This window comes from Pseudomonas sp. R25(2017), from assembly GCF_002112565.1.
Taxonomy (GTDB): domain Bacteria; phylum Pseudomonadota; class Gammaproteobacteria; order Pseudomonadales; family Pseudomonadaceae; genus Aquipseudomonas; species Aquipseudomonas ekonensis.
The window spans coordinates 49729-73318 of sequence record NZ_NEHZ01000013.1 but is presented as its reverse complement, the minus strand read 5'-3'; the positions used below and the strand labels follow the sequence as shown (position 1 = coordinate 73318).

General features: G+C 65.7%; 22 protein-coding genes. 10 read left to right on the top strand and 12 right to left on the bottom strand.

What is annotated here, in order from left to right:
- Nucleotides 1–129 precede the first annotated feature (129 nt).
- Together CAG31_RS17680 and CAG31_RS17675 are read left to right on the top strand one after the other, a co-directional pair.
- Nucleotides 130–1197, top strand: a complete 1068-nt coding sequence (locus CAG31_RS17680) for a phosphotransferase family protein (RefSeq protein WP_085583451.1) — start codon at nt 130–132, stop codon at nt 1195–1197.
- Nucleotides 1198–1233: 36 nt separating this feature from the next.
- On the top strand, nt 1234–2001 hold the full coding sequence (locus CAG31_RS17675) for an SDR family oxidoreductase (RefSeq protein ID WP_085583449.1): 768 nt from the start codon (nt 1234–1236) through the stop codon (nt 1999–2001).
- A 295-nt stretch (nt 2002–2296) separates the two neighbouring features.
- Here CAG31_RS17675 and CAG31_RS28460 read toward each other — a convergent pair whose 3' ends face one another.
- From CAG31_RS28460 to CAG31_RS17665, 3 genes are all read right to left on the bottom strand, one after another.
- Entirely contained in the window at nt 2297–2467 is a 171-nt protein-coding gene (locus CAG31_RS28460) for a hypothetical protein (RefSeq protein ID WP_170930025.1), read from the bottom strand.
- A gap of 204 nt (nt 2468–2671) precedes the next feature.
- Entirely contained in the window at nt 2672–2926 is a 255-nt protein-coding gene (locus tag CAG31_RS17670; protein ID WP_085583447.1) for a DUF1652 domain-containing protein, read from the bottom strand.
- 167 nt (nt 2927–3093) lie between these two features.
- The gene (locus tag CAG31_RS17665; RefSeq protein WP_085583445.1) at nt 3094–4590 is read right to left on the bottom strand and encodes a helix-turn-helix transcriptional regulator; all 1497 of its coding nucleotides are present in this window, start codon (nt 4588–4590) and stop codon (nt 3094–3096) included.
- A gap of 165 nt (nt 4591–4755) precedes the next feature.
- On the opposite strand from CAG31_RS17665, the gene CAG31_RS17660 reads away from it, so the two are divergent.
- Nucleotides 4756–4965, top strand: a complete 210-nt coding sequence (locus tag CAG31_RS17660; RefSeq protein WP_085583443.1) for a hypothetical protein — start codon at nt 4756–4758, stop codon at nt 4963–4965.
- 91 nt (nt 4966–5056) lie between these two features.
- On the opposite strand, the gene sigJ is transcribed toward CAG31_RS17660, so the two are convergent.
- The 4 genes from sigJ to CAG31_RS17640 form a co-directional block, all read right to left on the bottom strand.
- Complete coding sequence (gene sigJ, locus CAG31_RS17655) at nt 5057–5950, bottom strand: RNA polymerase sigma factor SigJ (RefSeq protein ID WP_085583441.1); 894 nt, start codon at nt 5948–5950, stop codon at nt 5057–5059.
- Nucleotides 5951–5953: 3 nt separating this feature from the next.
- Nucleotides 5954–6388, bottom strand: a complete 435-nt coding sequence (locus tag CAG31_RS17650) for a carboxymuconolactone decarboxylase family protein (RefSeq protein WP_085583439.1) — start codon at nt 6386–6388, stop codon at nt 5954–5956.
- A 320-nt stretch (nt 6389–6708) separates the two neighbouring features.
- Nucleotides 6709–7992, bottom strand: coding sequence for a Zn-dependent hydrolase (locus CAG31_RS17645; protein WP_085583437.1), 1284 nt, complete (start codon nt 7990–7992; stop codon nt 6709–6711).
- A 156-nt stretch (nt 7993–8148) separates the two neighbouring features.
- A complete protein-coding gene (locus tag CAG31_RS17640) occupies nt 8149–9633 on the bottom strand; it encodes an NCS1 family nucleobase:cation symporter-1 (protein ID WP_085583435.1) in 1485 nt (494 codons plus the stop codon).
- A 623-nt stretch (nt 9634–10256) separates the two neighbouring features.
- On the opposite strand from CAG31_RS17640, the gene hydA reads away from it, so the two are divergent.
- The 3 genes from hydA to preA all read left to right on the top strand — a co-directional run bounded on the left by hydA (nt 10257) and on the right by preA (nt 14520).
- Nucleotides 10257–11696 carry a dihydropyrimidinase gene (gene hydA, locus CAG31_RS17635; RefSeq protein WP_085583433.1) on the top strand — a complete coding sequence of 480 codons (1440 nt, stop codon included), beginning with the start codon at nt 10257–10259 and terminating at the stop codon, nt 11694–11696.
- Between the two features lie 181 nt (nt 11697–11877).
- The gene (locus CAG31_RS17630) at nt 11878–13245 is read left to right on the top strand and encodes an NAD(P)-dependent oxidoreductase (RefSeq protein WP_085583431.1); all 1368 of its coding nucleotides are present in this window, start codon (nt 11878–11880) and stop codon (nt 13243–13245) included.
- Nucleotides 13246–14520, top strand: a complete 1275-nt coding sequence (gene preA / locus CAG31_RS17625) for an NAD-dependent dihydropyrimidine dehydrogenase subunit PreA (protein WP_085583429.1) — start codon at nt 13246–13248, stop codon at nt 14518–14520.
- A gap of 119 nt (nt 14521–14639) precedes the next feature.
- Here the strand turns inward: preA and CAG31_RS17620 are convergent, their stop codons facing one another.
- The gene (locus CAG31_RS17620; protein WP_085583427.1) at nt 14640–15260 is read right to left on the bottom strand and encodes a TetR/AcrR family transcriptional regulator; all 621 of its coding nucleotides are present in this window, start codon (nt 15258–15260) and stop codon (nt 14640–14642) included.
- 147 nt (nt 15261–15407) lie between these two features.
- On the opposite strand from CAG31_RS17620, the gene CAG31_RS17615 reads away from it, so the two are divergent.
- The 3 genes from CAG31_RS17615 to copD are packed head-to-tail and all read left to right on the top strand — an operon-like array spanning nt 15408 to nt 17103.
- The gene (locus CAG31_RS17615) at nt 15408–15842 is read left to right on the top strand and encodes a GNAT family N-acetyltransferase (RefSeq protein ID WP_085583425.1); all 435 of its coding nucleotides are present in this window, start codon (nt 15408–15410) and stop codon (nt 15840–15842) included.
- Between the two features lie 49 nt (nt 15843–15891).
- Complete coding sequence (gene copC / locus CAG31_RS17610; protein ID WP_085583423.1) at nt 15892–16251, top strand: copper homeostasis periplasmic binding protein CopC; 360 nt, start codon at nt 15892–15894, stop codon at nt 16249–16251.
- A 3-nt stretch (nt 16252–16254) separates the two neighbouring features.
- Entirely contained in the window at nt 16255–17103 is an 849-nt protein-coding gene (copD, locus tag CAG31_RS17605) for a copper homeostasis membrane protein CopD (protein WP_085583421.1), read from the top strand.
- A gap of 162 nt (nt 17104–17265) precedes the next feature.
- On the opposite strand, the gene CAG31_RS17600 is transcribed toward copD, so the two are convergent.
- Nucleotides 17266–18405 (bottom strand): HlyD family secretion protein, encoded by a 1140-nt coding sequence (locus CAG31_RS17600; RefSeq protein WP_085583419.1) that lies wholly within the window; start codon nt 18403–18405, stop codon nt 17266–17268.
- On the bottom strand, nt 18402–20057 hold the full coding sequence (locus CAG31_RS17595) for an MFS transporter (protein ID WP_085583417.1): 1656 nt from the start codon (nt 20055–20057) through the stop codon (nt 18402–18404). The genes CAG31_RS17600 and CAG31_RS17595 overlap by 4 nt, the downstream gene beginning before the upstream one ends.
- 352 nt (nt 20058–20409) lie before the next feature.
- Here CAG31_RS17595 and CAG31_RS17590 point away from each other — a divergent pair, with 352 nt between their 5' ends.
- Nucleotides 20410–21360, top strand: a complete 951-nt coding sequence (locus CAG31_RS17590) for a polysaccharide deacetylase family protein (RefSeq protein WP_085583415.1) — start codon at nt 20410–20412, stop codon at nt 21358–21360.
- Between the two features lie 39 nt (nt 21361–21399).
- Here the strand turns inward: CAG31_RS17590 and CAG31_RS17585 are convergent, their stop codons facing one another.
- Entirely contained in the window at nt 21400–22200 is an 801-nt protein-coding gene (locus tag CAG31_RS17585) for a sulfite exporter TauE/SafE family protein (RefSeq protein WP_085583413.1), read from the bottom strand.
- 9 nt (nt 22201–22209) lie between these two features.
- Entirely contained in the window at nt 22210–23454 is a 1245-nt protein-coding gene (locus CAG31_RS17580; protein WP_085583411.1) for an FAD/NAD(P)-binding oxidoreductase, read from the bottom strand.
- Nucleotides 23455–23590 lie beyond the last annotated feature (136 nt).

The following is a 23590-nucleotide window of genomic DNA, read 5'->3' as shown; positions in this document are numbered from 1 at the left end:
GCACATTCCCGAGGGTGATTATCCGCCAACACGCTAACCTATAAGACCGGCGCGCCCTTGTGACCCGTCCGGCACGCCATTAGATTAGCCAATGATGTCTGGCCTCCAAAATAAGCAGAAGGGATAAGCATGGCGCTTACTGACCAGTCCACCCGTATCCGCTCCGGCGAAGAACTCGACGCCGGCCTGATCGACCCGTACCTCAAGGCGCACATTCCGGGCCTGACCGGCACTCCGCGGATCAGTCAGTTCCCCGGTGGCGCATCGAACCTGACTTACCTTCTGGAGTACCCGGAGCAGGAGTTCGTCCTGCGCCGTCCGCCGTTCGGCCACAAGGCCAAGTCCGCCCACGACATGGGCCGCGAATTCCGCATCCTCAACCAGCTGCGCGACGGTTTCCCGTACTGCCCCAAGGCCTATGTGCACTGCACCGACGAATCGGTGATGGGCGCCGAGTTCTACGTGATGGAACGGGTCAAGGGCATCATCCTGCGCTCCGACCTGCCGCCGGAACTGGGCCTGGATGCGCAGAAGACCGAAGCCCTGTGCAAGAGCTTCATCGACAAGTTCGTCGAGCTGCACCGGGTCGACTACAAGGCCTGCGGCCTGGCCGACCTGGGCAAGCCCGAAGGCTACGTCGCCCGCCAGATCAAAGGCTGGAGCGAGCGCTACGAAAAGGCCCTGACCCCGGACGCGCCGCACTGGGAAGCGGTCAAGGCCTGGCTCAACGACAAGATGCCGGCCGACCACCCGACCTCCAGCATCGTCCACAACGACTACCGCTTCGACAACGTGATCCTCGACCCGGACAACCCGATGCAGATCATCGGCGTGCTGGACTGGGAGCTGACCACCCTGGGCGACCCGCTGATGGACCTGGGCAACACCCTCGCCTACTGGATCCAGGCCGACGACCCGGCGCCGGTGCAACTGATGCGCCGCCAGCCGAGCCACGCGCCGGGCATGCTGACCCGCCGCGAGTTCGTCGACTACTACGCCGAGCGCGCCGGGATCGCCATCGACAACTTCGACTTCTACTACACCTACGGCCTGTTCCGCCTGGCCGGCATCGTGCAGCAGATCTACTACCGCTTCTACCACGGCCAGACCCAGGACAAACGCTTCGCGCAGTTCATCCACATGAACAAGCTGCTGGAGCAGATGAGCCTGCAGGTCATTTCGAAATCCAGCCTCTGAGCTCAACGCCCGAGCCCCATTGCCCAAGGAAACCCCATGTCCAAGACTCAGTTGTTCGACCTCGACGGCAAGATCGCTTTCGTCTCCGGCGCCAGCCGCGGCATCGGTGAAGCCATCGCCAAACTGCTGGCCCAGCAAGGCGCCCACGTGATCGTCTCGAGCCGCAAGCTCGAAGGCTGCCAGCACGTCGCCGACGCGATCATCGCCGCCGGCGGCAAGGCCACCGCCATCGCCTGCCACATCGGCGAGATGGAGCAGATCAGCCAGGTGTTCGCCGGGATCAAGGAACAGTTCGGACGCCTGGACATCCTGGTCAACAACGCCGCGACCAACCCGCAGTTCTGCAACGTGCTGGACACCGACCTCGGCGCCTTCCAGAAGACCGTGGACGTGAACATCCGCGGCTACTTCTTCATGTCCGTGGAGGCCGGCAAGCTGATGCGCGAGAACGGCGGCGGCAGCATCATCAACGTCGCCTCGATCAACGGCGTTTCGCCGGGCATCTTCCAGGGCATCTACTCGGTGACCAAGGCCGCCGTGATCAACATGACCAAGGTGTTCGCCAAGGAATGCGCGCAGTTCGGCATCCGCTGCAACGCGCTGCTGCCGGGCCTGACCGACACCAAGTTCGCCTCGGCGCTGGTCAAGAACGACGCCATCCTCAAGACCGCCCTGGCGCAGATCCCGCTCAAGCGCGTGGCCGACCCGAGCGAAATGGCCGGCGCCGTGCTGTACCTGGCCAGCGACGCGTCGAGCTACACCACCGGCGTTTCGCTGAATGTGGACGGCGGTTTCCTGTCCTGATCCCAGCCCAAAAAACTGTAGGAGCCAGCCTGCTGGCGATGAGGCCGGCACTGCCGACATCTCTAGTGCCTGATCCACCGCTATCGCTGGCAAGCCAGCTCCCACAGGTATCCCGGGTGTTCCCAAGAATCATGCTCACCACCAAAAACTGTGGGAGCTGCGGTGCGACGATTCGACTTGCCAGCGATTTGGCCGGCACTGCCGACCTCTCTGGTGGCTGACCCACCGCCATCGCCAGCAGGCTGGCTCCCACAGGGGATCTCAGGTGTTCGCAGGAGCCCTGCACACCGCAATGTCACTGGGTGACGCAGCGGGTCGTGGTGGTGTGTCGGGTCACTTGGCCGTCGGCGTACATGTCGCCGGACACGTCGGTGTTTTCCAGGGTCTGGCAGGTGCGCACCGGCTCTGGCGGCGGTAGGGCCGGTGGAGGTGGCGGAGGGCTGGCGCAGCCGCCGAGAAGGGCCATGGCGAAAATCCACGGCAAGGGTTCAAGCACGCGTTTCCCAAGTCTGTTCATAGGTTGGCCCGCGATGAATGGATGACTCAATTCCCGCCGCTGCGCGTTGATCCACCCGGCCACGGGAAACCCACCACTCATTCTTTATAGCTCAGCCACCCGCAAGCGCCAGTGAAACGGCGCCGCGCAGCCGGGCGGGCTGTCGATTCCGCGTCAGGCCAGCCCCGGATCCGACGCGTCGAGGGAATTGCACTGCAACTCGTAACGCAGCTCCTCGACCAGCGCCGCCACCGCCTCGGGCGTGCGCAAGGCATCGACGCTCAGACCGCTGATCACCAGATCCACCTGCCCCGAGACCGGGTGATAGAGCTTCACCGTCAGCGAGTGCTCGCCGTCCACCGTGCAGGCGCAGGCCAAGGGCGAGAAGCTGTGCTCAAGCCGGGCCCGCAGCTGGGCCAGCGTGATCATAGCAAGCGCCTTGTGGGGGAGCTTGCGGTGATGAAGGGAGAATGGTTCATGGGGCGGATCCTTCAGCGGTTCTCAGGGGCGCACACGACAGGCGCCCCGCCAGCTTAAGAATCGACCCGGCGGGCAAGAACCCGAATTTGCACCGCCTCCACTAGTGCATTTGCACCTTACCGCTGGCCCCGGTTGCCCCACCCGGCGGAAAACAGCCCCCGCTCCCGGGCCCAGACGATGGCCTCGCTGCGGCTGTGCACATCGAGCTTGGAATACACCGTCGCCACATGGTTGCGCACCGTGTTCGGCGCCAGCTTCAGCCGCGCGGCGATCTCCTTGTCGGCCAGGCCCTCGCAGATCAGCCCCAGCACATCGCGCTCCCGGGCCGTGAGGTCGGTGAACGCAACGCCCGGCAACTGCGGTGCGTTGATCTTCTTCACATTGGCCAGTTTCTCGATCAGCGTGCGGCTGAACCACGAGGCGTCCTTCATCACCTCCTCGATCGCCGCCACCAGTTCCAGCTCGGTGCGCTTGCGCTCGGTGATGTCCATCAGCACCAGCAGGTAGCAGGGCCGGTCGTGGATGTTGACGGTGTCGGCGGACACCGCGCACTCCAGCAGCTCAGCGTCCTTCTTGCGCACCTGCACTTCGACGCGGTCGACCCGGCCCGCCTTCTCCAGGGCCGTCATCAGCCGTGCCCGGCTCGCCGGGTCGGCGATGAAATCCAGTTGCGCAACGGTCTTGCCGATCACCTCGTCGTCGCCATAGGCCAAGGCATCGAGGAACGCCTGATTGACATCGATCACCCGCTGCTCGTCGGCGCTGCACACCAGGATCGGCACCGGCGTCAGGCGGAAAGCCTTGGCGAACCGCTCCTCGCTCTCGCGCAGCGCCAGCTCGGCCTTGTGCCGCAGCTCCATGTCGACGAAGGAAAAGAGCATGCAGTCCTCATCGTTGAGCTGCAGCGGCTGGCCGGCCACGATCACTTGCTTGCTGCCGCCGTCGGGTAGCCGAAGCTCGGCCTGCATCTGCGGGATGGTCGCCACCTCGCGCAGGCGCTGAATCGCCAGATCCTTGCGTTCGGCCTGTTCCAGGATGTCGAGTTCGTAGGTGGAGGCGCCGATCACTTGGTCGCGGCTGTAGCCGGTCATTTCCAGGAAGCCCGGATTGACCTTGATGTAGCGCAGGTCACTGAGCCGGCAGATCACCGCCGGCGCCGGGTTGGCATGGAAGGTCTTCTCGAAGCGCTGCTCGGCGTTGGCCCAATCGGTGACGTCGCTCATGATCAGCACCAGCGACTCGGGTTCGCCGTCACGGTCGGTCAGCACCAGGCTGCGCACACTGTGCACCCAAGTGCGCTCATCATCACCGGCGGCTCTGGCCTCCACCAGCACATCGCTGAACGACTCGCCCGCCGCCACCCGATTGAGCGGGTATTGCTCAAGGGTCAAAGGATGGTTGTTGCGGTAGCGCAGGCTGAACCGCCCGGCATAGTCTTCGGCATCCTTGCCCAACGCCTCGACGCGGTCGACGCCATGCATCGCCAGCGCCGCTTCGTTGGCCCAGCGGATGCGCCGGTCGGGCTCCATCAGGATCACGCCGTCGGACAGGCCCGCAATGATCTGCTGCAGCTGGCGGCGGTTGGTTTCGCTGATCAGGACATCTCGGCTCATCGGCCCTCCACAGGTTAGGGGGTGTGAGGGTTGTGACCACGCCCGTCCCGGAACGTGCGGGCGAGGTGCGCCCCGCTCCGCCCGTCCGGTCGTTAGCCCCGCAAGGAATTCTCGACTAACGTTAACGACTCAGCGACCCGCAAGCACCTGATCAAGGAGAGACAGATGACGAGCGACAACACCGCCGAACAGGTCTACCGCACCTGGTCCACCCCGATCCTGCTGGAGCTCAAGAAACGCGAGCACCAGATGGCGCCGGCCGAGCGCCTGGCGCTGCAGACCGTGATGATCGAACGACGGTTGCTGGACACCGGCAACCCCAACGGCAAGGACCGGCGCAAGCAGTCGGCGGGCCAGACCGATAAGGTCGAATGACGGCAGGCGCGAACCTGCCCGCGATGGCGAACCTGAGCCACCACAACAAGTGACTGACAGACCGCCATCGCGAGCTGCTCGCTCCCACAGGTCAAATGACGCTGAAACCTTCCCCGAGCCCCGCCAGTTTGTCGGGGTTGCGCATGATGTAGATCCGGTTCACCCGCCCGCCCCCGTCGAAGCCGAACGTCATGGCCGCCGTGACTTCGCCCTGCGCCTTGATCAGCACGCCCTTCGCTCCGTTGATCTCCACCGGCAGCCATTCCTGCGCCTGCCAGTAGGCATGCAGCGACTGCCCGACGAAGTCCAGCACATCCGATCTGCCGAACAGGGTCTGGCGGATCGCCGACGCTTTGCCGCCGCTGTCGGCGCACAGTTCGACGTCTTCGCTCAGCAGGGCGCTGAGCGACACGGTCGAACCGCCGGCGATGGCGGCCTCAAAGGCATCGAGCAGTTGCGACTGGCGTTCGGGCTCCGGCCGGTAGCGGCCCTGCCCGTCGCCGATCCGCACCTTGGCGCGGGACACCAGTTTGCGGCAGGCCGGTTCCTGGATGCCCAGGGTCGCGGCGACCTGCGGATAGTCGAAATCGAAGATGTCATGGAGCAGGTAGGCCGCACGCTCCTTCGGGCTCAACCGTTCGAGCATCAGCAGGAACGCCGTGGACAGCGACGAGGCCAACTCATGCATGTGCTCGGGCGACTCATGGTGGGTGGTGTGGATCGGCTCGGGCAGCCAGGTGCCGACGTAATCGACCCGCGAGCGCTGCGCCGAACGCAGCGCATCGATGCAATGGCGGGTGCAGGCGGTGGTCAGCCAGGCCGCCGGGGTGGCGATGGAGGCCCGGTCGGCCTCCATCCATTTGATGAACAGTTCCTGGACCGCATCCTCGGCCTCCGCGCGGGAGCCGAGGATGCGGTAGGCCAGGCCGAGCAGAAACGGCCGCCGCGCCTGAAAGGTGGCAACGCTGTCCTCAGCGAGATTCATCGGTCAGTGCCTCGACACCTGCAAACGGTTCCACAGGTTGATCATGCCGATCTCCCCCGTCAAGGCAGCGATCTGCCCGTCGTTGAAATGCTCGCGCAGGGCGCTGCGCAAAGGGGCGTAGTCAGTGTGCGGGTCGAGGACGGTCAATGCCTCGGTCCACGCCAGCGCCGCACGCTCGGCGGCGTTGAAATCGCTGACGTGGCGCCAGACGATCAGGCGGTCCAGGCGTTCGTTGCTTTCCTGGGCCTCCCGCGCTTCGCGGCTGTGCATCTTCACGCAGAAACCGCATTGGTTGATCTGCGAGGCGCGCAAGTGAACCAGGTGCACCAGCGAGGGCGCAAGGTCGTGCGCGCCGAGGCTGACATGCACCTGGGCCAGGCTGTCGAAGACCTGGGGCATGGCGTGTTGCAGGTTGACCGCTTGAGTGTTGGACGACATCGCGTTGCTCCGTGTTTGAGGGATTCAACGGGATGACGATTCAGCCTCGCGGCTTGTGACACGAGACTCGACATTTCGCTGAGAGCCCCAGCCGCAGCAGCTCCTTGCGCAGGATCGACGGTTGCAGAACGGCTTCCCCGGCGTATCAGTCAAGCGCAACCAGGCGGCTGAGCTTGTCCTGGCTGATCGGCGGATCCGCAAGAAAGCGGCTCTCGCCGTCGCGGATGCCGATGACGTTCAGTAACCAATCCTCGCCCTGCCCCGTCAGCCAGCCGCTGATCTCTGCGCGATGCCCGGCCCCGCTGCCTGCGGCGTCGGACTCAGGCCGCCTGCTGCCTCCCGGCCACCGCCGCCGAAGCCGCCAGCATCGCCCGCAGCAGCACGGCGCAGCCCGCCGCCAGGTCGTCCGGTGCGGCGTTCTCGATTTCGTTGTGGCTGATGCCGCCCTCGCACGGCACGAAGATCATGCCGGCCGGGCCCAGTTCGGCGAGGAAGATCGCGTCGTGGCCGGCGCCGCTGACGATGTCCATGTGCGACAGGCCCAGGCCCTTGGCCGCGCTGCGTACGGCGTCGACGCAGCCCTTTTCGAAGTACAGCGGCGGGAAGTCGGCGGTCGGGGTCAACTCATAGGTCAGGCCGTGTTCCTCGCACGTGGTGTCGATGACCTGCTTCACTTCGGCGATCATCGAGTCCAGACGCGCCGGTTCCAGGTGCCGGAAGTCCAGGGTCATGCGCACCTCGCCGGGGATCACGTTGCGCGAACCGGGATAGGCCTGCAGGCAGCCGACCGTGCCGCAGGCGTGGGGCTGGTGGCCGAGGGCGGCACGGTTGACCGCGCCGACGATCACCGAGGCGCCGACCAGGGCGTCCTTGCGCAGGTGCATCGGGGTCGGCCCGGCGTGGGCCTCGACGCCGCGCAGCTTGAGGTCGAACCACTTCTGCCCCAGTGCGCCGAGCACCACGCCGATGGTCTTGCGTTCGTCCTCAAGGATCGGCCCCTGCTCGATGTGCGCCTCGAAATAGGCGCCGACCTTGTGGCCGCTGACCTTGCGCGGCCCGGCATAGCCGATGGCGTTGAGCGCCTCGCCGACCGTGATGCCGTCGGCGTCGACCTTGGCCAGGGTTTCGGCCAGGGTGAATTTTTCCGCGAACACCCCGGAGCCCATCATGCACGGGGCGAAGCGCGAGCCTTCTTCGTTGGTCCACACCACCACTTCCAGCGGCGCTTCGGTCTCCACGCCGAGGTCGTTTAGGGTGCGCAGCACCTCGACGCCGGCCAGCACGCCGAAGCAGCCGTCGAACTTGCCGCCGGTGGGCTGGGTGTCGATGTGGCTGCCGGTCATCACCGGCGGCAGGTCCGGGTTGCGGCCCGGGCGCCGGGCGAAGATGTTGCCGACCTCGTCGATGCTGACGCTGCAGCCGGCGTCCCGGCACCATTGCACGAACAGGTCGCGGGCCTGGCGGTCGAGGTCGGTCAGGGCCAGGCGACAGACACCGCCCTTGACCGTGGCGCCGAGCTTGGCCAGTTCCATGAGCGACTGCCACAGACGGTCGCGGTTGATGTGCTGAAGGGTCGATTGCAGGACGTCGACGGCTGCGTTCATGGGGATCTCCTCAGGCAGTTCTTATGGATGTTTCTGCGGTGTCTGTCGGGCCGCCATCGCCAGCAGGCTGGCTCCCACAGGGAATGAAGTCGCACACCGATGCTGTGTCCGACCCAAACCCTGTGGGAGCGGGCTTGCCCGCGAAGGGGCCGGCCGCTACACCGCCGTTTTCACGGCCGCAGGCTGCGTGCGCAACACGCACAGCCCGTAATAGATCAACCCGCCCAACGCCGAGCCAGTGAACCAGCCATAGCTGTAGAACCAGTTGAAGGCATCGCTGCCCAGCGACAGCAGGGTCAGCGCCACCGGCACGCCGAAGGCGATGAACCCCGCCGCGTTCCAGGCCGGGTACACGTCGTCGCGGTACAGGCCGGCCAGATCCAGGCGCTGTTTCTTGATCAGGAAATAGTCCACCACCATGATCCCGGCGATGGGCCCCAGCAGGCTGGAGTAGCCCAGCAGCCAGTTCGAGTACACGGTCTCCAGGCTGACGTCGGACACGATCAGGCCGAGCTTCTTGAGCAGTTCATGGCCCATCAGCAGCAGCCCCACCAGACCGGTCAGCAGCACCGCCTTGGTACGGTCGATGATCCGCGGGGCGATGTTCTGGAAGTCGTTGGTGGGCGAAACGATGTTGGCGGCAGTGTTGGTCGACAGCGTGGCGATGATGATCAGCGCCATGGCCACCGCGACCCACGCGGGGCTCTGGATGTGGCCGATCAGGCTGACCGGGTCGGACACGGTCACCCCCACCAGCTTCACTGACGCGGCGGTCATCACCACGCCCAGCGCGGCGAACAGGAACATGGTCAGCGGCAGGCCGAAGATCTGCCCCAGGATCTGGTCCTTCTGGCTTTTGGCGTAGCGGCTGAAATCGGGGATGTTCAGCGACAGCGTGGCCCAGAAGCCGACCATCGCCGTCAGGCCTGCCGCGAAGTAACCGACCACGCTGGCGCCCTCGGGGCGTTTCGGCGGGATGGCCAGCAGTTCGGTCATCGACACGTTGGGCATCGCCCACACCAACAGCCCCAGCCCCACTGCCACCAGCAGCGGCGCGGACAGGGTCTCCAGCCACTTGATCGATTCGGCGCCGCGGATCACCACCCACAGGTTGAGCGCCCAGAACACCATGAAACCGATCACCTCCCCCGTACCGCCGAGGGACTTCCAGCCCTCGAAGACCGAGCCGAGAAACAGGTGGATCGCCAACCCGCCGAACATCGTCTGGATGCCGAACCAGCCGCACGCCACCAGCGCCCGGATCAGGCACGGCACGTTGGAGCCGAGTATCCCGAACGACGACCGCAGCAGCACCGGGAACGGAATGCCGTACTTGGTGCCGGCGAAGGCGTTGAGGGTCAGGGGAATGAGCACGATGACGTTGGCCAACAGGATCGCCAGCAGCGCCTCGCCGACCGTCAGCCCGAAATAGGCGGTCAGTACGCCGCCCAGGGTGTAGGTCGGCACGCAGATCGACATGCCGATCCACAGCGCGGTGATGTGCCACTTGTTCCAGGTGCGTTCACGCACCCGGGTGGGCGCCATGTCGTGGTTGTAACGGGGACTGTCGAGGACGTCGCTGCCGGCGTCGAGTTCGAACAAGCCGTCGCGCTCGGTCACTTGCGATCTGTTCTGTTGCATGGCCGCTCCACTGTTCTTCTGATTATTTTTTTGCTCATCAGGCGGCTGCGCACGAAGGTGCGGGCCGGACGATGGCCGGAGGAATCGACAACGTTCACGCACCGGCCAAGGCGTCAGCGACGGCATCAAATTGCGTGCCGGGTTCTGCGCAGGACGCTCGGGCGGTACCTTTGCAACGGGTCAAGCCACTGATATCCATCAGTTTAATTTTATGTTCGCAACGTCCCTGGAAAGTTGTCCGGGCACTCAGGCCGAATGCCGGGCAAGTTGTCCGAACTGTCAGGACTCAACTTGGTGCATCACATTTATTTTCGTTATGGCGCATCGCTTTCCGCCCGGTTTCAAGCGGCTGATTTCACATAGGAAATCTTGACCATATTTGCATCCTGTCAAGTGCGTCAAAATGGTGAAGGGCCTCACCATTTTTGGGATTTTTGCTATTTATTATTTTAAATCAATAAGTTATTAACCGAATAAGCTTATGAAAAATAATCTTGCCCAATCTCATATCTGCGACTAGCGTCTATTCCTGACAGACCTGACAAGATTCAACCGATTGCGCTTAGCAACGATAAAAACATCTAGAACCGGCACAAGCCGGTCATGCCTGCGAGGAATCCGGAATGTCTCTGTTGATCCGTGGCGCCACCGTTGTCACCCATGATGAAAGTTACCGCGCCGATGTGTATTGCGCCGACGGCGTGATCAAGGCCATCGGTGAACACCTCGATGTTCCGGCCGGCGCCGAAGTGCTCGACGGCAGCGGGCAATACCTGATGCCCGGCGGCATCGATCCGCACACCCACATGCAACTGCCCTTCATGGGCACCGTGGCCAGCGAGGACTTCTACAGCGGCACGGCGGCGGGGCTGGCCGGCGGCACCACGTCGATCATCGACTTCGTGATTCCCAATCCGCAGCAATCACTGCTCGAAGCCTTCCACCAGTGGCGTGGCTGGGCGCAAAAGTCCGCGTCCGACTACGGCTTCCACGTCGCGATCACCTGGTGGAGCGAGCAGGTGCGCGAAGAAATGGCCGAGTTGGTGCACCACCACGGGATCAACAGCTTCAAGCATTTCATGGCCTACAAGAACGCGATCATGGCCGCCGACGACACCCTGGTGGCGAGCTTCGAACGCTGCCTGGAACTCGGCGCCGTGCCCACCGTGCACGCGGAGAACGGTGAACTGGTCTATCACCTGCAACGCAAGCTGCTGGCCCAGGGCATCACCGGCCCCGAGGCGCATCCGCTGTCGCGCCCCTCCCAGGTCGAAGGCGAAGCCGCAAGCCGGGCCATCCGCATCGCCGAGACCCTCGGCACGCCGCTGTACCTGGTGCACGTCTCGACTAAGGAAGCGCTGGACGAGATCACCTACGCCCGCGGCAAGGGCCAGCCGGTCTACGGCGAAGTGCTGGCCGGGCACCTGCTGCTGGACGACAGCGTCTACCGTCACCCGGACTGGCAGACCGCCGCCGGCTACGTGATGAGCCCGCCGTTCCGCCCGCGCGGGCATCAGGAGGCGCTGTGGCACGGTCTGCAATCGGGCAACCTGCACACCACCGCCACCGACCACTGCTGCTTCTGCGCCGAGCAGAAAGCCGCCGGGCGCGACGATTTCAGCAAGATCCCCAACGGCACCGCCGGCATCGAAGACCGCATGGCGGTGCTGTGGGACGAAGGGGTGAACACCGGGCGCCTGTCGATGCAGGCCTTCGTCGCCCTCACCTCCACCCACACCGCCAAGATCTTCAACCTCTACCCGCGCAAGGGCGCGATCCGGGTCGGCGCCGATGCCGACCTGGTGCTGTGGGATCCCGAAGGCACCCGCACCATCTCCGCCAAGACCCACCATCAGCAGGTGGACTTCAACATCTTCGAAGGCAAGACCGTGCGCGGCGTGCCCAGCCACACCATCAGCCAGGGCCGGGTGGTCTGGGCCGACGGCGACCTGCGCGCCGAACGCGGGGCCGGGCGCTACATCGAGCGGCCGGCGTACCCGGCGGTGTTCGACCTGCTGAGCAAGCGGGCCGAGCAGCACAAGCCCACTGCCGTGAAACGCTGAAATCGGCCTTCGACCTATCGCTGGCAAGCCAGCTCCCACAGTGATTGCAGTCGCACACAACGATTGTGTTCACCCAAGAACCTGTGGGAGCTGGCTTGCCGGCGATGGGGCCCTTTCAAGCACCACAAAACCACTGCCCGACAGAGGCAGAAAACCTCAAATAACCGTGAGGCACACCACCGTGATCGAGTCCCTGAACCACCTCCCGCACCCGCACGAAAGCGCCACCGCCCTGGCCGGCCATTTCACCGACCTGGCGCCGCCGCTCAACGACCGCCAGGCGCACCTGGAAGCCTCGCGCTGCCTGTACTGCTACGACGCGCCGTGCGTCAACGCATGCCCGAGCGAAATCGACATTCCCTCGTTCATCCGCAACATCCACCAGGACAACGTGCCCGGCGCCGCGCAGAAGATCCTGTCGGCCAACATCCTCGGCGGCAGTTGCGCGCGGGTGTGCCCGACCGAAATCCTCTGCCAGCAAGCCTGCGTGCGCAACAACGCCCACGAGTGCGCGCCGGTGCTGATCGGCCTGCTGCAGCGCTATGCCGTGGACAATGCGCACTTCACCGAACACCCGTTCCGGCGGGCGGCCAGCACCGGCAAGCGCATCGCCGTGGTCGGCGCCGGCCCCGCCGGGCTGTCCTGCGCCCACCGCAGCGCCATGCACGGCCATGACGTGGTGATTTTCGAGGCACGGGAAAAGGCTGGCGGACTCAACGAATACGGGATCGCCAAGTACAAGCTGGTGGACGACTACGCGCAGAAGGAACTGGAGTTCCTGCTGCAGATCGGCGGCATCGAAATCCGCCACGGCCAAAGGCTCGGCGACCACCTCACCCTCAGCGAACTGCACCAGCAGTTCGACGCGGTGTTCCTCGGCCTGGGCCTCAACGCCAGCAAGCAGTTGGGCCTGCCCCACGAAGACGCCCCCGGCCTGCTCGCCGCCACCGACTACATCCGCGAACTGCGCCAGGCCGACGACCTCACCCAACTGCCCCTGGCCGAGCGCTGCATCGTGCTGGGTGCCGGCAACACCGCCATCGACATGGCCGTGCAGATGGCTCGCCTCGGCGCCCGCGACGTCAACCTGGTGTACCGCCGTGGCGCGGCGGACATGGGCGCCACCGGCCACGAACAGGACATCGCCAAGGCCAACCAGGTGCGGCTGCTGACCTGGGCCCAACCGGAGGAAGTGCTGCTGGACGGCCAAGGCCACGTGCGCGGCATGCGCTTCGCCCGCACCCATCTGGTGGAGGGCCACCTGCAGACCACCGGCGAAACCTTCGAGCTGGCCGCCGACGCGATCTTCAAGGCCATCGGCCAGGCGTTCGACGGCGCCGCCCTCGCCGACCCGCTGGCCCGCGAACTCAAGCGCCAAGGCGAGCGGATCCAGGTGGACGAGCACCTGCAGACCAGCATTCCCGGCGTCTACGCCGGCGGCGACTGCACCAGCCTCGACCAGGACCTGACCGTGCAGGCGGTGCAGCACGGCAAACGGGCCGCCGAGGCCATCAACGCCCAACTGACGCTCAACGTGGAGGCTGCGTAAATGGCCGATCTCTCGATTGTCTTCGCCGGCATCAAAGCCCCCAACCCGTTCTGGCTCGCCTCCGCGCCGCCGACCGACAAGGCCTACAACGTGGTGCGCGCCTTCGAGGCCGGCTGGGGCGGCGTGGTCTGGAAAACCCTGGGCGAGGACCCGGCGGCGGTCAACGTGTCCTCGCGCTACTCGGCCCACTACGGGGCCAACCGCGAGGTGCTGGGCATCAACAACATCGAGCTCATCACCGACCGCTCGCTGGAAATCAACCTGCGGGAAATCACCCAGGTGAAGAAGGACTGGCCGGACCGGGCGCTGATCGTTTCGCTGATGGTGCCGTGCGTGGAGGAATCGTGGAAACGTATCCTGCCGCTGGTGGAGGCCACCGGCGCCGACGGCATCGAGCTCAACTTCGGCTGCCCCCACGGCATGCCCGAGCGCGGCATGGGCGCGGCGGTCGGCCAGGTGCCGGAGTACGTCGAGCAGGTGACGCGCTGGTGCAAGACCTACTGTTCGCTGCCGGTGATCGTCAAGCTGACTCCCAACATCACCGACATCCGCGTCGCCGCCCGCGCCGCGCACCGGGGCGGCGCCGATGCGGTGTCGCTGATCAACACCATCAACTCCATCACCAGCGTCGACCTGGAGCACATGGTCGCCCTGCCCACCGTCGGCAGCAAAAGCACCCACGGCGGCTACTGCGGCTCGGCGGTCAAACCGATCGCGCTGAACATGGTGGCGGAAATCGCCCGCGACCCGCAGACCCATGGCTTACCGATCTGCGGCATCGGCGGCATCGGCAGTTGGCGCGACGCGGCGGAGTTCATCGCCCTGGGCAGCGGCGCGGTGCAGGTGTGCACGGCGGCGATGCTGCACGGGTTCCGCATCGTCGAGGAGATGAAGGACGGGCTGTCACGCTGGATGGACAGTCAGGGCTACGCCAGCCTTGCGGATTTCTCCGGGCGGGCGGTGGGCAACACCACCGACTGGAAGTACCTGGACATCAACTACCAGGTGATCGCGAAGATCGACCAAGAGGCGTGCATCGGCTGCGGGCGCTGCCACATCGCCTGCGAGGACACCTCGCACCAGGCCATCGCCAGCCTGCGCCAGGCGGACGGCACGCACACCTATGAAGTGATCGATGAGGAATGCGTGGGCTGCAACCTGTGCCAGATCACCTGCCCGGTGCAGGACTGCATCGAGATGGTGCCGGTGGAGTCCGGCAAGCCGTTCCTGGACTGGAACCATGATCCGCGCAATCCCTACCATGTCAGCCCTTGAGGGCGGCGGCGCCTGAACCGGCGCCATCGCCAGCAGGCTGGCTCCCACATTCTTCCTGTGGGAGCCAGCCTGCTGGCGATGAGGCCCGCCCCGGCACCTCAAGACTCAAGGCTCAGGGCTCAGGGCTCCAGCCCGATCCCCCGCAGGATCACCCCGGTCACCGTCTGCACCGCCCGCTCGAACTGCATGTCCGACAGCGGCTGGTGCTCGTTGAGAATGTTCACCTGATGATCGAAGTCGGCGTAGTGCTGGGTCGAGGCCCAGATCATGTACAGCAGGCTCGACGGTTCCACCGGGAGGATGCGCTTGTCCTCCACCCATTGGCGGATCTTGGCTTCCTTCATCTTCGCCCAGTCGTACAGGCTGGCGTCCAGCGCCTCGCCCAGGGTCGGCGCGCCGTGGATGATCTCGTTGGCCCACACCTTGGAGCCGTAGGGGCGGCTGCGCGAGTGGTTCATCTTGGCGCGGATGTAGCTGCTGAGCACCACGCGCGGGTCGTCGAACATCTCGAAGCACAGCGCGTCCTGCTTCCACACGTCCAGCAGATCCAGCAGCACCGCGCTGTACAGCTCGCCCTTGGTGCTGAAGTAGTAATGCAGGTTGGAGCGCGGCAGTTGCACTTCGGCGGCGATGTCGGCCATGGCCGTGCCGCCGAAGCCTTTTTCGGCGAACACCTTTTCCGCCGCCAACAGGATCTTCTCGACGTTACTGCGGCGGATTCCGATCTTGTGATTGCCCATGAGGGCTCCCTGTCGACAACGTTGTTGAAGACTAGCATCCGCTCTGGGCAGCGGGCGACAGCCAGGCACGATTCTTCACACACAGGCCGGCTCATCTGGTTTAGGATCGCCCCCCTTCTCCCCGTCATCCGCTGAAGGATCCTGCCCGTGAACATTCGCCAGCGCATCGCTGCGGACGATCCCGCCCTCGCCGCCCTGTGGGAACGCTCGGTGCGCGCCACCCACGCCTTCCTGCCCGAAGACGACATCCAGCGGCTGTTCCCGCTGGTGCGCGACACCTACCTGCCGGCCCTCGACGTGTGGGTGTTCGAGAACCCCGACCGCAGCCCGGCCGGCTTCATCGCGACCGATGCGGACACCGTGCAGATGCTGTTCATCGACCCGGCGCAGCGCGGCCAGGGCATCGGCCGCCGCCTGCTCGACCATGTCCGGCGCCCGCGGCTGAAGGTCGACGTCAACGAACAGAATCCCCAGGCCCACGGCTTCTACCGGCACTACGGTTTCGAAGACATCGGCCGCTCGGAGACCGACGGCGAAGGCCGACCGTTTCCGGTCATACACATGCGCCTGAAGGCCGACTGAGGCGCGCTCTATACTCAGCCCCGCGACTTCACTGAAAGGGAACTGCCCCATGCCGATGAAAACCCTGCTGACCGCCGGCGCCCTGCTGGCGTCGTTGACCGTTTCCCAGGCGTTCGCCCACGCCCACCTCAAATCCCAGGTGCCGGCCGCCGACAGCACCGTCGCCGCGCCGACGGAACTGCGCCTTAAGTTTTCCGAAGGCGTCGAGACCACGTTCACCAAGGTCACGATCACCCGCGACGGCGCGCCGGTGACGGTCAAGCCGCTGACCACCGAAGATGACAAGAAGACCTTGATCGTCACCCCCGAGGCGCCGCTGACCGCCGGCGAGTACAAGGTCGAATGGCACGCGGTGTCGGTCGACACGCACAACAGCGAAGGCGCCTATCAGTTCAAGGTCGGCCAATAGTCCATGGCCGAAGCGTTGGTGCTGTGCCGGTTCCTGCATTTCACCGTGGTGCTGACGCTGTTCGGGGCCTGGCTGTTCCGGCCGCTGCTGCTCAAGGCTGATGCGACAGACGCGGACCTTCGCTCCAGCCGCTGGTTGGCGGCCGTGGCCCTGGTCAGCGGCGTCGTCTGGGCGTTGCTGGTCACCGCAAGCATGGCCGGTTCGCTGGCGGCGGCGTTCGATCCGCAGACGTTGGCGCTGGTGTCGCAGCAGACGTTCTTCGGCCAGGTCTGGCGCTGGCACCTGTTGCTCAACGCCCTGCTGCTGATGCTGCTGTTCACGCCCTGGCGCACGCGCCGGCCGTTGCGCCTGGGCCTCGCCGCCCTGCTGCTGGCGACGCTGGCGCCGGTCGGCCACGGCGCCATGTTCGACGGCTGGCACGGGCAACTGCTGATCCTCAACCAGATCGTCCACCTGACCTGCGTCGGCGCCTGGCTCGGCGGGTTGCGGGTGCTGGTGAGGGTCCTGCGCCGGCCGCAAATCGCCATCGCGCCGGTGCTGCGTAGCTTCAGCGGCATCGGCTACGGGTTGGTGGCGGGGTTGCTGGTCACCGGCCTGATCAACGTGCGGGCGCTGACCGGCCAGTGGTGGCCGACGCCGCTGTTCACGGGCTTCGCCCTGATCCTGCTGATCAAGGCGCTGCTGGTGCTCGGCATGCTCGGGCTGGCGCTGTTCAACCGCCTGCGGATCAAGGACTGCGAACGGCGCGCCGCTGCCCTCAGGCGCAGCGTGACGCTGGAATGGCTGCTGGGGATCGGCGCAGTGGCGGCGGTGTCGCTGCTCGGCACCCTGCCGCCGATGATCGCCGCCTGAAGCCTCAGCGGGCGCTCACCTCTGTTGCGAATGCCACAAAACCTGTGGGAGCGAGCTTGCTCGCGATAGCGGTGGGCCTGCCGGCATTAATGCAACTGACAGACCGCAATCGCGAGCAGTCTCGCTCCTACAGGGGCAGTGGCCCGCAGGACTTGCCGGGAATCAGTGCGGCTGGGTGTCCCCCGCCGCCGTGTCGATGCTCACCACCACCGACATCCCCGGCCGCAACCGCTCGCTCTCCTGCTGGTCGGGGTCGATGGTGATGCGCACCGGCACCCGCTGGGCGATCTTCACGAAATTGCCGGTGGCGTTGTCGGCCTGCAACAGGGCGAATTCGGAACCGGTGCCCGGCGACACATGCTGCACCCGGCCGGTGAATCTGCGGTGGTTCAGCGCATCGACCGTGAAGGTCGCCGGCTGGCCGACCCGCACGTTGTCCATCTGGGTTTCCTTGAGGTTGGCGATCACCCACTTCTGGTTCGGCACCAGCGCCATCAGTTGCGCGCCGGAGTTGACGTAGGCGCCGAGGCGCACGCCGATCTGCCCCAACTGGCCGTCACGGGGGGCGATGATGCGGGTGTTGGACAAATCGATCCGCGCCAGTTGCACCGCCGCCTCGGCGCTGGCCACCGCCGCTTCCAGGGAGCCGCGGTTGACGATCACCGTCTGCAGGTCCTGCCGGGCGATCTCAAGGTTCGCCTTGGCCTGGGCCACCGACGCGGTGGTCTGGGCACTGGCGGCAAGGGTCACGTCCAGCTCGCGCCGGGACACCGAACCGTCGCTCACCAGCGCCTTGTTGCGCGCCAGGTCCGCCCCGCTCTTGCGCGCCTGGGCCTCGCTGTCGGCCAGCGCCGCCTGACGCAGCTTGATGGTCGCCTCGGCGCTGTTGCGCTGCTGCACCACGTTGGCCAGCGCGGCCTTCTGCACCGCCAGCTGCGCCAGCGACTGATCCAGCCGCTGCTTGTAGATGCGGTCGTCCAGGCGCACCAGCAGGTCGCCTTCCTTGACAAACTGGAAGTCCTGCACCGGCACTTCGTACACGTAGCCGCTGAGCTGCGGGCCGATGATCGTCACTTGCCCGCGCACCAAAGCGTTCTCGGTGGTTTCGACGGCGCTGCTGAACGGCGGCAGCTGCCAGGCGTACAGCACGATCAGCACGCCGACCAGGGCGATGGCGGCGAACCCCAGCGACGAGATGATCCGCACCCGCAGGGAACGCGGTTCGGTGTTGGGCGACGACGGCGGCGCCACACCCTCGGGCGTGGCGGCAATGGCGTTGGTGGTGACGGTCGGTTCGGTCATGAAGAAGAGGCACCGCTGGAGGGGACGGAAGGCTTGGGAGAAACCGTGCGGGTGGTGCTGACCAGCCACAGCGCGCGGACGGAAATCCAGATCAGGGTCAGCACCGCGATCACGGCGATCAGCATGAACACATCGTTGTAGGCCAGGATGTTGGCTTCGCGGGTGGCGGCGTTGGCCAGGCTGCGGATGCCTTGCAGGTTGCGCAGGCCCGGATCGGCGATCAGCGAGCCCACCGCCGAGCCGCCGCCCTGCACGCGGGCGGCCACCTGGGGATCGGCCAGCACCAGTTGGTCGACGATGTGGCTGGAGTGGAACTTCTCGCGCGCGATCTGGAACGTGCCCAGCAACGCCGCGCCGATCAGGCCGCCGAGGTTGTTGCAGATCCCGAACAGCACCGAGAAGCTCACCAGGTTGCGCGGATTGGTCAGCACGTTGCGGGTGCCGAGCACCATGGTCGGCCCGAGGAAGAAGGTGCTGCCGAACGCCAGCAGGAACTGGCTGAAGTAGAGGTTCTGCGGGCGCGTCAGGTTGTTCGAGTAGCTGTCCATCACCGACCCGGTGGCCATCAGCGCCAGGGAGATGATCAACGGCAGGAGCAAGTGCGCAGGATTGATGGTCAGCGCGCTGGTGAGCAGCCCGGCGATGCTGCCGATCAGCATCACCACGTACAGGCTGTGCAACTGCTGGCTGCCCATGTTCAGGTTCTGCATGAACCCCACGGCGCCGGTGGACTGCTCCGAAGTGACCATGCGGATCAGGATCACCGCCAGGGCCAGGCGGATCATCACCCCGCTGCCGAGCCAGCGGGTCATCAGCATCGGGTTGCTGCGGTTGTGCTCGATGGCCAGGCCCGCCAGGATCAGCACGATGGCCGCCGCCAGGGCGATGCCGATCCAGCGCGCCTCCAGCCACCAGTCGATCCGCCCCAGCGACAGCACCGCGCAGAGCAGCGCCACGCCGCTGGCGAGGATGGCGAAGGTGAGGAAGTCCAGCGGTTCGAAGGTGCGGAAGCGGTCGCCCGGCGGCAGTTTCAGCATCAGCACGCAGCCCAGCGACAGCAGCGCCATGCCCATTTCGAACAGGTACAGGCCGCGCCATTCGGCGATCTGCAAGAGGTCTTCGGAGAACAGCCGCGCCAACGGCAAGGCCAGCTGCGACGCGCCCAGCCCCAGCACCAGCGCCTTCATCCGCCATTTGGCCGGGAACGCCTGCACCATGTAATACAGGCCCAGGGAACTGAGCGCCGCGCCGACCATGCCGTGGGCGGCGCGCACCGCAATCGCCGAACTCAGGTCGTTGACGAACAGGTGGCCGAAGGTCACCAGCGCGTACAGCACCAGGAACACCTCGGTGAACGCCCGCAGGCCGAACTGCTGGCGGAACTTCACCAGCAACAGGTTCATCGACACGTTGGTCATCACATACGCCGCCGGCAGCCAGGCCATCTCCGCCGTGGTCGCGCCGAGCGCGCCTTGCAGGTAAGGCAGGTTGGCGACCACCAGCGAATTGCCCAGCCCGCCGGTCAACGCCACCAGCAACCCCACCAGCGCATAGGCCAGGCGCTTGGGGTTGGAATGCAGCGGCGTCGAGGGGGAACCCGGCAGGCTGGGCTTCTCGTGGGGCTGCCAGTTGCGCGGGGCGTAGTGATCCATTGAAAGGCCTTGTGCCGGAAAGTTGAACAAGTGTGACGCAAAACCACGGCCAAACCCATATCCGCTGTGGAATCGGAACTGCTCGCAATAGCGTGGAGTCAGCCCTGTCGACGGTGACTGAAACGGCCTCATCGCGGGCAAGCCCGCTCCCACATTGACCGTGCCGTGCACAAGACCTGTGGGAGCGGGCTTGCCCGCGATGACGTCGGCCCAGGCACCGCAGGGCTTGAGGCAGACCACTGCCCCGCCCGATTCGTAAAAATTGTTTAAAGGTCATCTCGCCCGCAGCGGATGTTTCCCGCCGCCCGCCGATGCCAACCTTGCCGCACTTCTCAACTGCAAGGTGTTCGCTATGACCACGTCCAACCGTCGACGCTCCCTGCGTCCGTTAAAAAGCCTTCTGGCCGCCGCCCTGTTGCTGCCCGCCCTCGCCTTCGCCCAGGAACGCCCCTGGCCGGACGGCTCGCAGCTGGTGATTTCGGTGTCGATGCAATTCGAGACCGGCGGCCAGCCGGAAGGCGCCGAAAGCCCGTTCTCCGGCAGCCCGCTGCCCAAGGGCTACCCCGACCTGCCGGCGCAGACCTGGTTCGACTACGGCTACAAGGAAGGCCTGTGGCGGATGCTCGACCTGTGGGACCGTACCGGCATCAAGGTCACCTCCCATGTGGTCGGCGAAGCGGCGCTCAAGCACCCGGAACTGGCCAAGGCCATCGCCGAACGCGGCCACGAAGTGGCGGCCCATGGCATGCGCTGGGCCGATTCGTACAACATGAACTACGCCCAGGAAAAGCAGTTCATCGGCGACGGCGTGGCCGCCGTGGAGAAAATCACCGGCCAGCGCTCGGTGGGCTACAACGCCAACTGGCTGCGGCGCAGCCCCAACACGCTGAAGGTGCTGCAGGACCTGAACTTCACCTACCACATCGACGACGTCAGCCGCGACGAACCGTTCGTGACCCTGGTGCGCGGCCGCAAGTTCGCCGTGGTGCCGTACACCCTGCGCAACAACGACATCGTGCTGGTCGAGGGCCGGCACTTCTCCGCCGAGCAGTTCTACCAGCAGCTGGTGCTGGAGTTCGACCGCCTGTATGCCGAGGGCGCCGAGAAACGGCGGATGATGTCGGTCAGCCTGCACGACCGTATCGGCGGCACCCCAGCGATGGTCGAGGCCATGGAGCGCTTCATCCGTTACGCCCAGTCCCATCCGAAGGTGAGCTTCATGCGCAAGGACCGGATCGCGCAGATCGTGCTGACCGAGAAGGATCCGCTGATCGACGACAGCGAAGCGGCCTATAACCACTGAGGCTTGCGGCGAGGACGCTTCCTCGCCGTCATCGCAAATTCAGGCCCGCAGCATCATGTAGGCCGCCACCACCAGGCACACCCCGGCGAACCCCACCTGCAAGGCCCGCGCCGGCACCAGGTAGCAGAGCTTGCGGCCGATGATCATGCCGACGATGCTGGCGACGATGAACGCTGCGCCCACGTGATCGATCCGCACCCCGGCGTGGAACGCACCGGCCACGCCGATGGCGGAGATCAGGCTGATCACCATCAGCGACGTGGCGACGATGCCGCGCATCTGCACATCGGTCAGTTGCTTGAACGCCGGCACGATCAGAAAGCCGCCGCCGACGCCGAGCAGTCCCGACACCACGCCGGTCACCGCCCCCAGCGCCGCGAGGGTCGCGGTGCATTTGGCGGTCCAGGCCAGGCGTCCGGTCTGCTGGTTGAGCATGCAGTTCTTCTGCCCCCAACTGGCATGGCCGTGGTCGCTCGGCCCCTCTTCCTTGCGTTCGCGGCGCAGCATGCGCCCGGCCACCATCACCATCAGCAGGCTGAAGAGGATCATTAGGATCTTCTCCGGCAACTGATGGGCGAAGTAGATGCCCAGCGGCGAAAACACCGCCCCCAGCGCCGCGATCAACAACGCCGCACGGTAGCGCACCAGCCCGTGGCGCAAGCCGTCGATGGCGCCGACCGCCGCCGCGCTGCCCACCGCGAACAGCGCCACCGGCGCCGCTTGCGTCATGCTCCAGCCCAACCCCAGCACCAGCGCCGGCACGGCGAGAATCCCGCCGCCCGCGCCGGTCAGGCCGAGGATCAGCCCCATCACCACACCAAACAGACTTGCCAGCAACATAAGCGGATCTCAGTCGACTCTGGACAGGCCGGTCAGCCATTCGCGACCCTTGAGCATGCCGTTCCAGTAGAACCACGGCAGCAACGTCGCCTTCAGCCACCACGCCGAACGGCGCGGCACGGTCGGGTCGAGGGCGAAGGTCGGCAGCAGTTTGCCGCCGTAGCCGAACTCGGCGAGGATCACCTTGCCCTTCTCCACCGTCAGCGGGCACGACCCGTAGCCGTCGTACTTGAGCGGCAGCGGCTGGCCCTTGCGCAGGGCCAGCAGGTTCTGCGCGACCACCACGACCTGCTTGCGCACCGCCGCGGCGGTCTTGGCGTTGGCGGTGCCACAGATGTCGCCCAGGCCGAACACCTCGGGGTAGCGCGGATGCTGCAGCGTGTGCGGATTGACCTCGCACCAACCGGCCGCATCGGCCAAGGGGCTCTGCGCGATGAAGTCCGGGGCGACCTGCGGCGGCACGGCGTGCAGCAGGTCGAAGGCCTTCGCCTCGCGGGTGACGTTGCCGTCGGCGTCCTTGACCTCGAACCACGCGGTCTTCGCCGGGCCGTCCACCTTCACCAGGTTCGAATTGAACGCCAGCCGGGCGTTGTACTTCTCGATGTACTTCATCAGCGGCGGCACGAAGGTCGGCACGCCGAACAGCGCAGGTCCGGCCAGGTTGAACTCCACGTCGATGCCGTTCAGCACCGAAGACTGGAGCCAGTGATCGCAGGACAGGTACAGCGCCTTCTGCGGCGCGCCGGCGCATTTGATCGGCATCGCCGGCTGGGTGAACAACGCCTTGCCGCCGCGCAGGTTCTGCACCAGTTCCCAAGTGTAGGCCGCGTGCTGGTAACTGTAGTTGGAGGTGACGCCGTGCCGGCCGAGGCTTTCCTGCAGGCCTTCGATCTTCTCCCAGGCCAGGCGCAGGCCGGGGCAGACGATCAGGTTGCGGTAGCTGACGGTGCGGTCGTCGTTGAGGGTGAGCTGGCGCTTGTCCGGGTCGACGCAGGTCACCAGGGCCTGCACCCAGGTCGCCTGGCGCGGCAGCACCGACGTCATCGGCCGCGCGGTGTCCTTCACGTCGTAGGCGCCGCCGCCGACCAGCGTCCACGCCGGTTGGTAGTAATGGTGGGTGCTCGGTTCGATCACGGTGACTTTCAGGGTCGGGTCACGCTTGAGCAGGCTGGCGACGAAACCGATGCCGGCCGTACCGCCGCCGATGACCACGATGTCCGCACTGATGGAGGGGCCCCAGTGTTGGTCGTTCATTGCTTGTTCCTTTTGCTGCACGCAAGGATGGATGCGGGAGCGAGCCGGCGCGCGATGACGGCGCGACATTCGCCATCGACATGGCCTGAACCACCGCAATCGCGATCAGGCCCGCTCCCGCAGGTGCCGTGTTTCG